This window comes from Acetobacter sacchari, from assembly GCF_017377715.1.
Classification (GTDB): domain Bacteria; phylum Pseudomonadota; class Alphaproteobacteria; order Acetobacterales; family Acetobacteraceae; genus Acetobacter; species Acetobacter sacchari.
Genome location: NZ_JAFVMF010000006.1, coordinates 19,180 through 34,025 on the forward strand (window position 1 = coordinate 19,180; position 14,846 = coordinate 34,025).

The following is a 14,846-nucleotide window of genomic DNA, read 5'->3' on the forward strand; positions in this document are numbered from 1 at the left end:
TTATTTAAAAACGCTCGTCGAATGCGTCGATTTTTTCAACAAATAGACTCATCGCCAGTCCATCGGCCGCGCCGCCGGGGGACAGGTTACGGGCCACAAAATCCGCATGCATAGCCGCAGCACGAATTTTCCACCCCGGAACATTGACGCCGCCGTCGGAAAGAAACGCGCGTGCGCTCTCCTGTGCGTGGCGCAGCCCTGCGACGCCGCCACGATGAAGAAGGTTTGTGTCGTCTACGGCGGCGATCAACGCCATGCAGCATTGCACGCGCGCCGCTTCCGTATGCGTCGGGTTAGCGCGACGGCTACTGCGCAGCGCGGCGAGCCCGATTTTGTACACGACAGGAAATCCGTTCGCCGCCTCAAGGCGGGCGCCGCCCACACCATACTGAGTGCAGACGCGACCGCCGTTGCTGGTCGCCACGACCGGCGTGGCCCGAATGGCGTCGCCCCACACAGCCCGCACGACTTCGCCGCACGACATCGTGGCGTCGTATCTGGCGCGCCAGCCTGCGGCTGCACATAGCAGGCCCAGTCCCCAGATTGCGCCGCGATGCGTATTGACGCCGTTGGTCGCCTCCAACATCGCGCGCTCGGCGGCAAGCCCTATGCGGCGCAGTTCGGAAAGAGCGGCATTCCGATGTCCCGCACCGTATAAAGATTCAAAAAATGGCTCAATTGACGAAGCGCTTTTTATGAACGTCGATACGCTCATATCCCGGTGGCTGCCGTTGTCGACGTGACTGACCAGGCCGGGTTTAGGCCAGGTCATTACCTCATCCATCAGACAATCGTGGGCAGACTGTGCCACGATTTTCGCTTCGGAAAGCTCCGGCTGCACAAGGGGAGGGGCGCCCAGGAAATTCATGACGCCATAACATCTCGCGAAGACGCCGTGTCGCGCGTGAAGAGAGACGTGACTGTGACCATCTCCACGCCATGGCGCAGCGATTTTGCAAGCACTGTCTCATCGCCGTCGCGGCTCGCTGAGTCGTGTAACTCCCGCCACTGAACGCCCCGATCGTCCGGAAATATGACCTCGCCATCGAGGCGCATCGTCAATGCGTTGGTCAGGGCGGCCAGATCGCGAAGGAGGGACGCCGTGTCGTGCCGCACGGGATCGACGCGCCACAGGATATCCAGATCGGACGTAGCGGATAGATAATCCAGACCAGTAACGCTTTGCCAAAGCAGGCTGCCGGTCGCCTCCGGAGCGATGTCGTGACGGATCGCAAGCCGGAGCAGTTTCGCAACGTCTGGCCGCCAGAACGAATCTGGCTTTGCGTCCAGTGCGGACAAAGCCGTGGAGCCGTCGAACGGTGTAAGGGAGTCCATCGGCAAGAGAAAAGGCAGCCTGAGTTTTCCGAGCGAGGGCGGCAGCGGCAGCCCGAGGGCGACGCCAGCGTCCTCGTCTGGGGCAGGGCGCCGACAGACCAGAGGCCGACGCAGGGCAGCCCAGTCGCGGACCTCCCTAAGTGGATGGTCACCCGCGACCTCACGCCATGCTGAGGGCGAGACGGTGACCAACGCATGGCGCCGGATAAGCACCATTCAGCGCGCTGCTTTTTCGAATTCCGCAGCGACTCTCAACGCGACGGAATAGGCGACCTTGCGGCCGCCGCGCTCCTCGCCGAGTGTGTCGCGCGTGTCGGAAGATGCTTCCAGCGTCAGGGCTGTTTCAAGGCGGTTTGAAAAATTATCCGCCTCGGACCAGTTTTCCAACACAGCCCCGGTCGCGGCGAGGGGCGTTACGCCAGGCGCGAATATGGGCGTCGTTTCAGCTTTCTTCTCGAGGAGCTGCAGAGGAAGCTTGGTTACGCGCGCGATCGACGGAAGGTCCATGACGCTCGGATGTGCGCCATCAATCGTGATCAACGTTTGCGCAGCCAATGCGGTGGCGATGAACGCGCCCGCCGCCGCCGCGCCGTAGAGCACGGCGACAGTCCGGTGCCCCGACAGTCCGGCCAGCGTGACGACTTTCGCTAGGTGAGCAAGATATTCGTTCAGGCCAAGCATCTCGTCGCGTCGCGTCATGCGCTGGCTGGCTGTGTCGATCAGAAGCACGATCGGCGTTTTCTTGCCGTCCTGAACGATGCGGATAATCCTGCCCGCCAGTTCAGTGGCGATTTCAGGGCTGAGCGGTGCGCCGTCCGTGACTCCGACAACCTCGACAGCGGCCCCGTCCGTCAGGATGGCGCGACCGGCGAGAGTGTTGAACGGCCCGGCGACTACTTCGTGGCCAGACGGAAACAACCGTGTGAGAAGCTCAACGGGCGTCATGTTTGATCTCCCGTTCGGAAAGAAGCGCAAGGAAAGCGTCGTCGTCGATGTCAGGAACCGACGCCGGGTCCGCAAGACCGGCGCGCGCCCAGATTTCCGGGGTGTCGCGACAATCTCCGTAACTTGACAGGCGTTTTTCCAGACGCTCCTGCTCTGCCGCCATCGTTTCCAGCGTGAACGGCGGCGCAGCGTTGCGTGAACGGGCGGCGGCGGCGCGGAAGCTGGCGACGTCGCCCTTCACATAACTGTCGGCCCCGCCCAGCAGCACACGGCTGCGACCACCGGTGACGCGCCAGACAAGAGCGCGGTCGCGTGAGTCAAATTCCTCCGCTCCCTTGTTGGTTTCGATGACTTCCGGCCCGGTGACGGAAATGCGCCCCTGTTCGGAAATGACGACGTGAGAGCAACAGGCCGTAACGATGCCACCACCACCGAACGCGCCCGCGCGTCCGCCGACCAGGGCCACAACGGGAATTCCTGCGGCGCGAACGCCGAGAAGCGCGCGAACGGTCTCCGACACCGCGAGTTCGCCCGCGTTCGCTTCCTGCAGACGCACTCCCCCTGTATCGAGAAGCAGCAGGACCGCGCTGACACCGTCCGGCGTTCCAGCCGCCGCCGTGACGGCGCGCAGCAGCCCGACGATCTTCGCGCCGCTGACTTCTGCGAACGTCCCGCCCATGAACTGGCCTTCCTGGGCGATGATCGCAACAGGTTTGCCATCGAGCTGACCGCGCCCGACGATGACTCCGTCGTCGAAAGCTGGCGGCAGATCGAACAATTCAAGATGCGGGCTCATGACCCGTTCAGCCGGGCCGAGAATTTCGTGGAATGTGTCGGCGTCGAGCACGCCTGCAATACGGTTGCGGGCGCTGGATTCGTACCAACTTGGGCTGCGGACGATTTCTTCCGGGATCATGGCTGCGTCTCCAGAAGTTTTACGCCCTGAAGCAGACGCAACGTGACCGTGTCGGGCCGCGCGCCATTGTCATGGATGGAGAACCGCACTCCTCCGGGCGAAGAGCGGGCGATGAAATCCGCGACCACAGCTTCCCACACGGCCCGAAATCCTCGGGCCGATGTGGTCACGTCCACGACGACGGCGTCGCCAGTTTCACTGCGCTCAAGCAGCACCTCAAGATTTCCTGACGCCACGACGCCGACAATCGCCTGTCGTCCGGTCCCGGGGAGCGATGCTCGCGCCTGAGCGCGAATGGTGAATGTTTCCATAACCTCTCACCAATTGCGAAATTTCGACGGCGGGCTGTAAAGCCCGTCCGACCAGGTCACGAGATCACGAATGGAGCGCGCGGCGAGAAGATTGCGGCTTGCTTCCATCGGGTCCACGCCCAGATCTTCCGGACGACGGATCACGCCGCGTTGGCGCAGGGCCTCGACTTTCGCCTTGTCGCGGGCCAGGCCAACTGGCGTATAGCCGGCGACGCCGCGAATGGCCTGCTCCACATCGTCAGCGTTGCGGCACAGCAGGAGATTGGCGATGCCCTCTTCCGTCACAATGTGTGTGACGTCGTCTCCGAAGATCATGACTGGCGCAAGTTCCATGTTCAACTTGCGAGCCAGAGCGAGACTGTCCAGTTCTTCCACGAATGCGGGCTTCATGCCCTCGCCGAAAGTTTCGACCATCTGCACGACAAGCTTACGCCCGCGCACGAGTGGCCCGCTATCGCCCGCCGCCTCCCGTCCGGCTTTTAGCCAGGCGTCGGAAACGTGTCTGCGGCCATGAGCGTCTGAGCCCATATTTGGCGCGCCGCCGAAGCCCGCAATGCGATCCGGCGTCACCGTGGAGGAGTTGCCTGCAAGGTCGATCTGCAGCGTGGAGCCGATGAACATGTCGCAGGCGTAAAGCCCGGCGTTCTGACACATCAGACGGTTGGAGCGTAGCGTTCCATCCTTGCCCGTGAAATAGACGTCCGGTCGTGCCGACATATAGCGGTCCATGCCGACTTCGCTACCGAAGCAGTGGATCTGCTCCACCCAGCCGCTTTCTATAGCGGGGATGAGCGTCGGGTGCGGATTCAGCGCCCAGTGCGTCGCGACCTCGCCGCGCAGGCCCAGCTTCTCTCCGTATGTCGGAAGAAGTAGTTCAATGGCAGCCGTAGCGAAACCAATGCCGTGGTTCAGCCGCTTCGGCTTATATTCAGCATAAATTCCCTTCAGCGCGATCATGGCCATCAGGATCTGGGAATCCGTGACAGCGCCGGGATCACGGGTGAACAGGGGCTCTACATAAAAAGGTCGCGGAGCCTCGACCACAAAGTCGATCTGGTCGCCCGGAATATCGACGCGGGGAACCTTGTCCACGATCCTGTTGACCTGCGCGATGACGACGCCGCTCTTGTAGGCGGTAGCCTCGACGATCGTTGGCGTGTCTTCAGTGTTCGGGCCTGTGTAAAGGTTACCATCCCGGTCGGCGCACACGCCTGCGATCAGCGCCACATTAGGCGTCAGATCAACATAATAGCGGGCGAACAACTCGATATAGGTATGGATGGCGCCGAGTTCGATCTTGCCCTGGTCCAGCGCGCGGGCGATAGCGCCCGACTGCGGGCCCGAATAGGAAAAATCGAGTTTTTTCGCGATCCCGAGGCGGAAGAGGTCAAGGTGCTCCGGCAGCACGAGGCCCGATTGCACTATATGCAGATCGTGAATGTCGGCCGGGTCGACCTGCGCCAGACAGGAGGCGAGGAAATCCGCCTGCTTCTGGTTGTCGCCTTCGAGGCACACCCGGTCGCCTGATTTTATGACGCGCCGCAGCATATCCGTGGCGTTATCTGCCGCGACAACCTTGCCGTCAGCGAACGGCGCCGCAGCGTCCATCCGCGTCGCGCGTTCCGTTTTTTGTCTAGTCCAGTCCCGCATTGCTCCCAATCCTGTCAGGCGAGCGAATAAGGCGACAGTAGGCTCATGGGGCTGTCAGTGATAGAATAAATTTTTGACAGCTTGGTGAGTGATGTAATTAATGTTGTTATCATGATCGACACTACGCTTTTGGAAAGTTTCCTGACGGTCGTTGAAGAGGCGAGTTTCACGCAGGCGGCGGATCGCCTCGGTCTCACGCAATCTTCGGTAAGCCAGCAGATCAAGCGCCTGGAGAATCAGGTCGGGCGGCGGCTGCTTCAGCGTTCGACCCATAAGGTCACCCTGTTGCCGGACGGTGAGAGACTGTTGGTTCATGCGCGCCGCATTTGTGGCGCAATTCAGGACGCCGAAAGAGAGTTCAACGCGCCCGGCGTGAGCGGTTTTGTACATATGGGCGTCGCTGAGGATTTTGCGACATCGCGTCTTCCCGATATTCTCAGGCGGTTTCGAAGAATTTACCCTGACGTGACGTTGCAGATCGAGATCGGCCTGAGCGTTAACCTGCTTCAGAAGCTGCATGAGGGTGTCTTCGACATCGTGCTCGCGAAAGCGCGCCAGTCCGCGAAAGACGCTGAACCGTTGCTGGACGATCCGCTGGTCTGGGTCGCCGCGCCTGAGGAACCTGAAATCGGAACGTTGCGACCGTTGCCGCTTGCGTTGCATCCCGAACCGAGCATCAGTCGCGCCATGGTGATAGAGACGCTGGAACGGTGCGCGATCCCGTTCCGTATCGCCCATACCAGCCTTAGCATCACTGGTTTACGCGCGGGTGTCCTCGCAGGACTAGGTCTGTCCGTGTTCGGGCGTAGTTTCGTGCCTGAAGGACTGGAGGTGCTGGATCACGACGCGGTCGGACTGCCGCCGCTCCCCGCTTTGCCTTTTATTTTGGAAAAACAGAAAGGTTCAGAGGGAAACGCGGCGGTCGAGGCCCTTATCAAGGCCATACACGAAAATTTGGCGCTTCTGGACAGGCGGCGGTTTCCCGTAGCCTGATGGATGCTCGCTGAGCGTCGCTCTGAGCAGGGTAGGGTATGCCCTGCTCAAATAAATACACTGATACAGAGTAGATTATTCATTGAAATAGTGAGGCTGGGTATTCTCGTAAATCCAGGATTTGATCAAAATTGATGGTTGTTTTTGACTGACGGTGATGGCGCTCGGCGAACGCGTCGCGGCGGTAATTCCGGCGGAGCGCATACGGTCTATAGTCGAAGGGGCGCAAATCGGCGGTCGCAGTTTTTAAAATACTTTAATTTTGAATAAATAATCTAAAAATACCCCTCTATCGATCCTGGGCGTGTTCTCGCTAATCGCAATTCAGATCGTTCAATAATCTGAGCAATTGTTTCGAGTGTGTGTGCAGCAAGGGGTTGCCATTGTGCAGACACGAAGCAGTCAGGGGAGGGCGACTTCCAAAAGAAACGCACAACGCCCGTTTCCGGGCGTCATGTTAAAAAGAGCCGACGTGAGGTTGGGCTCTCTCGGCACGACCTCAGCCGTGAATTTTTTTCTTGAGGATATCGTTGACGATCGCGGGGTTCGCCTTGCCCTGCGTCGCTTTCATCACCTGCCCAACGAAGAAGCCGAACAGCTTGTCCTTGCCGCCGAGATACTGTTCGACCTTGTCCTGATTGGCTGCGATGATTTCGTCAGCCGCCGCCTCAATAGCGCCGGTGTCGGTGACCTGCCGCAGGCCTTTACGTTCGACGATCTCAAGCGGCGCCTCGCCGGTTTCGAACATCGTCTCCAGCACTTCCTTGGCGATCTTGCCGTTGATCGTGCCGTCGGTGATCAGGTCGAGCATACCGCCAAGCTTGTCCGCGCCAACGGGGCTTTCCTCGATCGCCTTGCCCGTGCGGTTGAGGGCGGCAAAGAAATCGCCCGTCATCCAGGCGGCGGTCATCTTGCCATCACGACCTTTGGCGACGGATTCATAGAAATCCGCCATCGCCTGCTCCGCGACCAGAACGCCGGAATCATACGCGGTGATTCCGTATTCCGTCTGGAAACGCGCGCGCTTGTCGTCGGGAAGCTCTGGGAGGTGAGCTTTCAGCTCATCCACCCAGGACTGCTCGACGACAAGCGGCAACAGGTCCGGGTCCGGGAAATAGCGGTAATCGTGCGCATCTTCCTTGGACCGGAGCGAACGCGTTTCGCCACGACCGGGGTCAAACAGGCGTGTTTCCTGATCGACTGTGCCACCGGATTCCCAGACCTCGATCTGACGCATGGCTTCGATCTCGATCGCCTGTGTGACGAAGCGGATCGAGTTGACGTTCTTGATCTCGCAGCGCGTTCGGAACGGCTCGCCCGCCTTGCGGACCGACACGTTCACGTCGGCGCGCATGGAGCCTTCGTCCATGTTGCCGTCGCAGGTGCCGAGGTAACGCAGGATCTGGCGCATCTTGCGCAGATATGCGCCTGCTTCCTCTGGAGAGCGGATGTCAGGCTCGCTGACGATCTCCATCAGCGCGACGCCCGCGCGGTTCAGGTCCACGAACGAGCGCTTCGGATCCTGATCGTGCAAGAGCTTCCCCGCGTCCTGCTCCAGATGCAGACGCGTGACGCCGATCTGGCGCGTGGAGCCGTCAGAAAGCTCGATTTCAACCACGCCCGAGCCCACGATCGGGTGGGTGAACTGGCTGATCTGATACCCCTGCGGAAGATCGGCGTAGAAATAGTTCTTCCGGTCGAACCGGCTTTCCAGATTGATATGCGCTTTCAGCCCGAGCCCGGTGCGGATAGCCTGCGCCACGCACTCATGGTTGATGACCGGCAACATGCCCGGAAATCCGGCGTCGATCAGGCTGACCTGCGTGTTCGGCTCGCCGCCGAACAGGGTCGAGGCGCCAGAGAACAGCTTCGACTGGCTGATGACCTGCGCGTGAATTTCCAGCCCGACGACGATCTCCCACGTCCCGGTGGCGCCTTCCAGAGTATACGTCATGCCGCTGCTCCTGCGCGGAAAGTGGGGCGCGCGGTAAAGTCGGCGGCCTTTTCAAGAGCCGAGCCGACAGCGATCAGCGTTTCCTCGTCGAAGTGCCGTCCGATCAGCTGCAGGCCAAGCGGCAGGCCTGTGCTGTCCAATGACACCGGCACCGACAGGGCTGGCTGGCCCGCCATGCTCGCGGGTACGGTGAAAACGTCGTTCAGATACATCTGCACGGGGTCTTCCGGCTTCTCGTTATGCCCAAACGCGGCGGTTGGCGCGGTGGGGGTCAGCAACACGTCCGCCGCTTCAAACGCCTGCGTGAAGTCGCGCTGGATCAGTGTGCGGATCTTCTGCGCGCGCAGGTAGTAGGCGTCGTAATACCCGGCCGAGAGCACGTAGGTTCCGACCAGAATACGGCGGCGCACTTCCTCGCCAAAGCCGTCATGGCGGGTGCGCTCATACAATTCGTCCAGGCTTGCGCCTTCGCGGCGATCGCCGAATCGCACGCCGTCATAGCGGGCGAGATTGGACGACGCCTCGGCGGGGGCGATGATGTAGTACGTCGCCAGACCGTATTTCGTATGCGGCAGAGACACGTCCACGATCTCGCATCCGGCCTCACGCAGCATCGCGACGCCGCGATCCCACACGGCCTGAAGTTCGGCGGACATGCCGGGCGCGCGATATTCGGCGGGTACGCCCACGCGCAGGCCCTTCAGGCTGCGTCCGCAGGCGGCGCGATAATCAGGCACGGCGATGTTGGCGCTGGTGCTGTCCTTTGCGTCGTGACCGGCCATGGCGGCGAGCATGATCGCCGCGTCCTCGACCGTGCGGGTCATCGGGCCAGCCTGATCCAGCGAGCTTGCGAAGGCGATCGTGCCCCAGCGGCTGCACCGTCCATAGGTCGGCTTCAGCCCGACGATGCCGCAATACGCCGCAGGCTGACGGATCGATCCGCCCGTGTCCGTGCCCGTCGCGCCCATGGCGAGATGCGCCGCGACCGCAGCGGCCGAGCCGCCGGACGAACCGCCCGGTACCAGCGGGGTATCGTCGCCATTGCGCCGCCAGGGGTTTTCAACCGCGCCGAACGCGGAGGTCAGGTTCGTCGAGCCCATCGCGAACTCGTCGAGATTCGTCTTGCCGACGAACACCGCGCCATTGGCGAGCAGGTTCGCCGTGACCGTGCTCTCATATGGCGGCGTGAAATCGCCGAGGATGCGGCTGGCCGCCGTCGTCCGTACGCCCTTTGTGCAGAACAGATCCTTGATGCCGAGCGGGATGCCGGTCAGCGTCGGGGCGTCGCCGGCGGCGAGGTTCCTGTCAGCCTGAGCGGCCGCCTCCGTCGCCTGATCGGCGGTGACGGTGATGTAGGCGTTCAGACGCCCGTTCAGCGCGCCGATCGCCTCGACATGCGCGTTCGTCAGTTCGACGGCGGTAAAGTCGTGTTTGCGCAGGCCTTCGGCGGCCTGTGCGATGGTCAGATCGGTCAGCATCATTCGACCACCTTCGGCACAGTAAAGAAGGGACCCTCACGGTCCGGAGCGTTTGCCAGCACGTCATTCTGGCGATCACCGTCGGTCACGGCGTCCTGCCGCTGGGGCAGGGCGGTGGTTTGAGACGTGCCGACCATCGGGGGCACGCCCTCAACGTCGACCTCGTTCAGGATCTCGATCCAGCCAAGGATGCCGCCCATCTGGGCGCGCACGGTTTCGATTTCCTGATCGTCAAGGCCGATCCGGGCCAGTTTGGCGATACGTCTCGTGGTCGCGAGATCGAGCGACATGCAGCAAAAACTCTCATCAGAGGAAAAAAAACGCTGGCGTGGCCGGCGGCGCGGCAACATACCCCCAGCCTATGGCACTGTTCAACATGGACCGGCTCTTCGCCGACCTCTCACCAGGCAAAAGGCTTCTCGGCATCGATCCGGGCGCGCGTCTCGTGGGCCTCGCGCTGTCCGACGTGATGCGGATGGTCGCATCGCCATACTCCGTTCTCAAGCGGGACAAGTTGGGCGCCATGGCCCCTCGTATCGACGCGATCGTGCGTGAGCACGATGTCGGCGGCATCGTCGTCGGTCTGCCTTTATCGCTCGACGGCGATTTCGGTCCGGCTGCGCAGGCTGCGCGCGACTGGGCGCAGGATCTGTCGCAGCGCATAGGTGTGGCCGCAGCGTTGTGGGACGAACGATTATCGTCCAGCGCGGTCAATCGCCTCCTGATTCAGGAGGCTGACATGTCGCGTAAGCGAAGGCAGGAGACCGTGGACAAGATGGCGGCCGCCTACATGCTTCAGGGAGCGCTGGATCGTTATGGCGGCGACGCGTTTAGCCACGCCCCATAGTGAAAAGTTGGCCTCGCCGCTGGGGCGGTGGTCGCCCTCATATCGAAATCGATCCGTATTGGCGTTGAACGTGTTGGGCAAACGTCGTAGGAGGAGGGGTCCATGGTGATCCCCCCAAATCGCACCGTGGATGAATACCGGCGGCGTGATCTTCCCCCCGGATCGCGCCGCCACCTTGGGTATTGTTTCGCCTTGAGCGCGTCTCGATGACCATGGCGGCTACAATGGCGCCGCGGGTTGTGATGATGGTTGAAGGCGTTTTCAGGACATGACCAAAGATACGTTGCGGGTCGCCATCGCCGGCGTGACAGGCCGGATGGGCAAAAATCTGGTCCTGAGCGTGCGGGAATCCGGATACGCGCTGGTCGGCGGCACCTCGCGCGCGGAGTCTCCGATTGCGGACGTGAGAATCGCCAGCGACCTGAGCGAACTGATCGCGGATGTCGACGTCGTGATCGACTTTACACACGTGTCGACAGTGGCTCGTCATGCGGAAATTGTTTCAGAAGCTCGGGTCGCCTGGGTGCTGGGGACGACAGGTCTCTCCGCCATTGATCAGGCTGCGGTGGTGGTGGCCAGTGAACGGGCGCCGGTGGTTCAGGCAGCCAATTTCTCGCCCGGAGTCACGTTGGTTGAGCGTCTTGCACGACAGATGGGCGCGGCGCTTCCGGCGGAGACCTACGATGCTGAAATAGTCGAGATGCATCACAGGCAGAAAGTCGACGCGCCTTCCGGCACCGCGTTGTCCATAGGCGCAGCCGTAGCGGCGGGACGCGGGGTCACGCTCGACGCCGTGCGCGAACCGGCGCGGGAAGGGCATTGCGGCGCGCGTTCGACAGGCGGCATCGGTTTTGCGGCGTTGCGGGGCGGGCAGATCGTCGGCGAGCACACGGCGCTCTTTACCTCCGCGCGCGAACAGATCGGCCTTACGCACCGGGCGTTCGACCGGCGGGTGTTTTCCGACGGCGCCGTCATGGCGGCGGCGTGGGCGGCGAAACAGGCAGCGGGCCTATACTCGATGGAGCATGTGCTCGGCCTGATCTGAACATAAGAACTGCCTGCGCGGAGTTTTATGCGCCTCGTCGTCGGTGATAATTGGCGACGGCAGGACAGAAGAAATACTCTTTTCTTAGCGGCGCTCCGGAATGTGCGGTCTCTACACGGCGCTCATTGTCAGGTCGCTGGTCGGCGATGGTCGTGGGCGTCACGCGAGCGTCCACGCCTATTCACGTCAGATATACGTGAATAGGCGCTCATGCGTGACTGCATCGGTCTTAACTTGACCCCGCCCCCATCCTCGGCCAAACGACGTCGGTCTTTTATTCGCAGCGGCGCGCGAGGTCGCGGCGTAATTCCATTTTTTGCGAGGCGTTCAGCACAATCATGCTCAAGCACGGCGAGTTCCTGTTTACTTCGGAATCAGTGTCCGAGGGTCATCCGGACAAGGTCGCGGACCGCATCAGCGATACGGTGCTTGACGCCTATCTCGGCGCCGACCCGGAGGCCCGCGTCGCCTGCGAAACGCTGGTGACCACTAACCGCGTCGTTCTCGCGGGCGAAGTGCGCGGCCCTGCGTCCGTGACGTCCGAAGGACTGATCGAACTGACGCGCGAGGCGATCCGCGACATCGGTTACGATCAGGCCGGCTTCTCTTGGAAGAACGCCGAAATCAGCAACTATCTGCACGCGCAGTCCGCGGACATCGCTGTCGGCGTCGACAGCGCGGGCGAGAAAGACGAGGGCGCGGGCGACCAGGGCATCATGTTCGGTTTCGCGACCAACGAAACCGACACCTTCATGCCGGCTCCGCTTTACTATTCGCACAGCATTCTGAAGACCATGCGCGATCTGCGTCGCGCAGGCGACAAGCGCGCTTTCGGTCTCCAGCCCGATGCGAAAAGCCAGGTGACTCTTCGTTATGTCAACGGCAAACCGGTCGGCGCGACCTCCGTCGTGATCTCGACGCAGCATGACGAGGGCATGAACCAGAAGCAGCTTCGTGACGAACTGCGGACGATCGTCGCTGACGTGCTTCCCGAAGGATGGCTGCCGCCGGAAGACGAATTCTACGTCAACCCGACCGGCATCTTCGTGATAGGCGGCCCGGACGGCGACGCCGGCCTGACCGGCCGCAAGATCATCGTCGACACCTACGGCGGCGCGGCCCCGCATGGCGGCGGCGCATTCTCCGGCAAGGATCCGACGAAGGTTGACCGCTCGGCCGCCTACGCCTGCCGCTATCTGGCGAAGAACGTCGTGGCCGCGGGCCTCGCCGATCGTTGCACGCTGCAGATTTCTTACGCTATCGGCGTGTCGCACCCGCTGTCCGTCTATGTAGACCTCGACGGAACAGGCAAGGACATCGACGAGGCGAAGCTCGGCCGCGTCCTGCGCGAGGTGATGAACCTCTCGCCGCGCGGCATCCGTCAGCATCTGCGTCTGAACCGCCCGATCTATGCCGAGACCTCGGCATACGGGCATTTCGGACGCACCCCGGACGAAGCGCGCGACACCTTCCCGTGGGAGCGCATTGATCTCGTCGACGCGCTTCGCGGCGCGTTCAATCGCTGATATTCACGTCCGTTAATAAGGCCGCAGACTTGGTCCGGACCGCGATTGAGGAGGAGGCGGAGTCCTCCTCCGTTACTCTCAAACCCCCCGCCATACGCCTTTATGGGCGGCAACGTGGTCATCCACTGCGCCCCCGGCAGCAAAGGCTGATCGACGAATCTTTGCCCCGCATGAGATTCGCCCTTTCCAATGCGACGAACCCTGCCGAGGCGTTCGATGTCCCTCCGGAACAGGTATGGCTGGAGGTCGGTTTCGGCGGCGGCGAACACACGGCTGCGCAGATCGCGGCGCATCCGCAGGTCGGCTATATCGCCTCTGAAGTTTTCGAGAACGGATTGTGCTCATTGCTGGGCCGTCTGTTTCCGGAGGCCGAGGAAGCGACTGCGTCAACGCCGCCGATGTTGCGTATCTGGGACGAGGACGCGCGGGAATTGCTTGCGGCGTTGCCTGAGGCCTCTCTGGACCGACTGTTCCTTATGTTTCCCGACCCTTGGCCAAAGGCGCGCCACACCAAGCGACGATTCGTCCACCCGGGGAATTTGCCGCTGGTCGCCCGCGCTCTTAAGCCGGGCGCGATCTGGCGCGTCGCCAGCGACGATCCGACCTATCAGAACTGGGTCGAGGAAGTGATGGCGGCTCAGACGTTCTTCGATGTGGAAGCGCCAGCCACCACACGACCCGATGACTGGGCTCCTACGCGTTATGAAGCGAAAGCTCTGGCGGCAGGGCGGCAGCCTTTATACTGGAGTTTCACGCGCCGCCACGGCGTCTGAGGCGCGCTGGCGCACGGGGGTGCGCGTACTGCGGAGTTCGTATTCTTCGCAGACGCACCTAACCCGGTTGCTCGGCAAGATTTCTCTCGAAACAGATTTTGAAGCGTTCGGGGTATCCCGCCGAGAACGTGCCCCCGGCGCGACATTTTCGTGGCGGGCGGCTTTACGCCGCGCCGCAGCTTCAGGTTGCAGGAAGCATCTCCAACGAAGTCGCCGGGCCTGTGGAGATGGTCCCGTTCATGCGTGTCTTCAGGTGATGTCAGTGGCTCTCCGAAGCCGGGATCACGTCGTACCCCGGTGAACCGGGGGGATTGCCTGCCTCTGGCGCGTCGTCCGCGACCACGGTGACCAGATGATCGGCACTCGGGCCGATTTCCCGCGCGGACAAAGCCTTCCCGAGATCGCCGGTCGCGCCGGGCCCCACCGCATAGATTTTCGACCCGGGAGAAAGCCATGAAGCTACTTTGGCGGCGCCGCCGGGGGAGAGGCTTACGACGGTATGGTCTTTCAGGATCGCGCCTGCCAGAAGGCCACGCACGTTATACAACTGTTGCCCCACAACGCCGCTGACGACCAGATCCGGTCCGGCCAGCATTTCTGAGCCGTGCTGCGGCATGGTTATCGCCGTATCGTCCGAGCCCTGCCCGTGGGGGCCGGAAACGGCGACAGCGCGGAAGATGGGGAGGGATTTTCCCTTGAGGCCTGACCCGCTGACGCGTTCGCCCGGTTTAACCAGCTTTGGAAGCGTCTCGGCCAACTGTCGGGAGAGGAAAACCTCAGTGCCGTCAGAGAGCACGAAACCCGAAAGTTGCCCGCTCGGCGAAGGCAGATATTGGGAGACGGTTCCGCCGAAGGTCGGCAGGCCGGAGAGATCGTAGACAGAATCGGCCGTGGGGCCGTTCGCAGCGCTTGCGTAGCCTGCGCCGAGCGTGGACGCGGCGACAGACAAGAGCAGAGTCGCAAACGTTGACTTGAGAAAGTGACGCATGATCGCCTCGACTTGCCGCGACCTATGCGATTCGCTGAGAAACGCAGAGACGCGATCATTGGAACGCCATTCGATCCGATCAGAA

Annotated in this window: 16 protein-coding genes; 6 read left to right on the plus strand and 10 right to left on the minus strand. The window is 61.9% G+C overall.

From position 1 onward, the window contains the following. Window positions 1–4 precede the first annotated feature (4 nt). The 6 genes from mdcB to mdcA are packed head-to-tail and all read right to left on the minus strand — an operon-like array spanning window position 5 to window position 5,157. Window positions 5–868, minus strand: coding sequence for a triphosphoribosyl-dephospho-CoA synthase MdcB (gene mdcB, locus J2D73_RS06395; RefSeq protein WP_207880510.1), 864 nt, complete (start codon window positions 866–868; stop codon window positions 5–7). Then, window positions 865–1,551 (minus strand): malonate decarboxylase holo-[acyl-carrier-protein] synthase, encoded by a 687-nt coding sequence (gene mdcG, locus J2D73_RS06400; RefSeq protein WP_207880514.1) that lies wholly within the window; start codon window positions 1,549–1,551, stop codon window positions 865–867. The genes mdcB and mdcG overlap by 4 nt, the downstream gene beginning before the upstream one ends. Then, a complete protein-coding gene (locus J2D73_RS06405) occupies window positions 1,552–2,280 on the minus strand; it encodes a biotin-independent malonate decarboxylase subunit gamma (RefSeq protein WP_207880517.1) in 729 nt (242 codons plus the stop codon). It abuts the gene before it with no gap. Further along, window positions 2,267–3,196, minus strand: a complete 930-nt coding sequence (locus J2D73_RS06410; RefSeq protein ID WP_207880523.1) for a biotin-independent malonate decarboxylase subunit beta — start codon at window positions 3,194–3,196, stop codon at window positions 2,267–2,269. Before J2D73_RS06410 ends, J2D73_RS06405 begins: the two co-directional genes overlap by 14 nt. Further along, entirely contained in the window at window positions 3,193–3,507 is a 315-nt protein-coding gene (gene mdcC / locus J2D73_RS06415; protein ID WP_207880527.1) for a malonate decarboxylase acyl carrier protein, read from the minus strand. Before mdcC ends, J2D73_RS06410 begins: the two co-directional genes overlap by 4 nt. 6 nt (window positions 3,508–3,513) lie before the next feature. Next, window positions 3,514–5,157: a malonate decarboxylase subunit alpha gene (gene mdcA, locus J2D73_RS06420; RefSeq protein WP_207880530.1), complete on the minus strand. Its 1,644-nt coding sequence runs from the start codon at window positions 5,155–5,157 to the stop codon at window positions 3,514–3,516. A 111-nt stretch (window positions 5,158–5,268) separates the two neighbouring features. Between mdcA and J2D73_RS06425 the strand changes: the two genes are divergently transcribed. Continuing rightward, a complete protein-coding gene (locus J2D73_RS06425) occupies window positions 5,269–6,150 on the plus strand; it encodes a LysR family transcriptional regulator (RefSeq protein ID WP_207880533.1) in 882 nt (293 codons plus the stop codon). A 499-nt stretch (window positions 6,151–6,649) separates the two neighbouring features. Here the strand turns inward: J2D73_RS06425 and gatB are convergent, their stop codons facing one another. Genes gatB through gatC form a run of 3 tightly spaced genes read right to left on the minus strand, consistent with a single transcriptional unit; the run spans window position 6,650 to window position 9,872 of the window. Beyond that, window positions 6,650–8,104: an Asp-tRNA(Asn)/Glu-tRNA(Gln) amidotransferase subunit GatB gene (gatB, locus tag J2D73_RS06430; RefSeq protein ID WP_207880536.1), complete on the minus strand. Its 1,455-nt coding sequence runs from the start codon at window positions 8,102–8,104 to the stop codon at window positions 6,650–6,652. Further along, a complete protein-coding gene (gene gatA / locus J2D73_RS06435; protein WP_207880906.1) occupies window positions 8,101–9,582 on the minus strand; it encodes an Asp-tRNA(Asn)/Glu-tRNA(Gln) amidotransferase subunit GatA in 1,482 nt (493 codons plus the stop codon). Before gatA ends, gatB begins: the two co-directional genes overlap by 4 nt. Continuing rightward, the gene (gatC, locus tag J2D73_RS06440) at window positions 9,582–9,872 is read right to left on the minus strand and encodes an Asp-tRNA(Asn)/Glu-tRNA(Gln) amidotransferase subunit GatC (RefSeq protein WP_026396482.1); all 291 of its coding nucleotides are present in this window, start codon (window positions 9,870–9,872) and stop codon (window positions 9,582–9,584) included. Before gatC ends, gatA begins: the two co-directional genes overlap by 1 nt. A 71-nt stretch (window positions 9,873–9,943) precedes the next feature. Here gatC and ruvX point away from each other — a divergent pair, with 71 nt between their 5' ends. From ruvX to J2D73_RS06465, 5 genes are all read left to right on the plus strand, one after another. Continuing rightward, window positions 9,944–10,429 (plus strand): Holliday junction resolvase RuvX, encoded by a 486-nt coding sequence (ruvX, locus tag J2D73_RS06445; protein WP_207880908.1) that lies wholly within the window; start codon window positions 9,944–9,946, stop codon window positions 10,427–10,429. Window positions 10,430–10,697: 268 nt separating this feature from the next. Further along, on the plus strand, window positions 10,698–11,474 hold the full coding sequence (gene dapB, locus J2D73_RS06450) for a 4-hydroxy-tetrahydrodipicolinate reductase (protein ID WP_207880539.1): 777 nt from the start codon (window positions 10,698–10,700) through the stop codon (window positions 11,472–11,474). 338 nt (window positions 11,475–11,812) lie between these two features. Beyond that, window positions 11,813–13,000: a methionine adenosyltransferase gene (gene metK / locus J2D73_RS06455; protein ID WP_207880542.1), complete on the plus strand. Its 1,188-nt coding sequence runs from the start codon at window positions 11,813–11,815 to the stop codon at window positions 12,998–13,000. A 44-nt stretch (window positions 13,001–13,044) separates the two neighbouring features. Then, on the plus strand, window positions 13,045–13,773 hold the full coding sequence (gene trmB / locus J2D73_RS06460) for a class I SAM-dependent methyltransferase (RefSeq protein ID WP_207880910.1): 729 nt from the start codon (window positions 13,045–13,047) through the stop codon (window positions 13,771–13,773). 98 nt (window positions 13,774–13,871) lie between these two features. Then, window positions 13,872–14,030 carry a hypothetical protein gene (locus J2D73_RS06465; RefSeq protein WP_207880546.1) on the plus strand — a complete coding sequence of 53 codons (159 nt, stop codon included), beginning with the start codon at window positions 13,872–13,874 and terminating at the stop codon, window positions 14,028–14,030. 2 nt (window positions 14,031–14,032) lie between these two features. Here J2D73_RS06465 and J2D73_RS06470 read toward each other — a convergent pair whose 3' ends face one another. Then, window positions 14,033–14,761: a hypothetical protein gene (locus J2D73_RS06470; RefSeq protein WP_207880549.1), complete on the minus strand. Its 729-nt coding sequence runs from the start codon at window positions 14,759–14,761 to the stop codon at window positions 14,033–14,035. Between the last annotated feature and the right edge of the window lie 85 nt (window positions 14,762–14,846).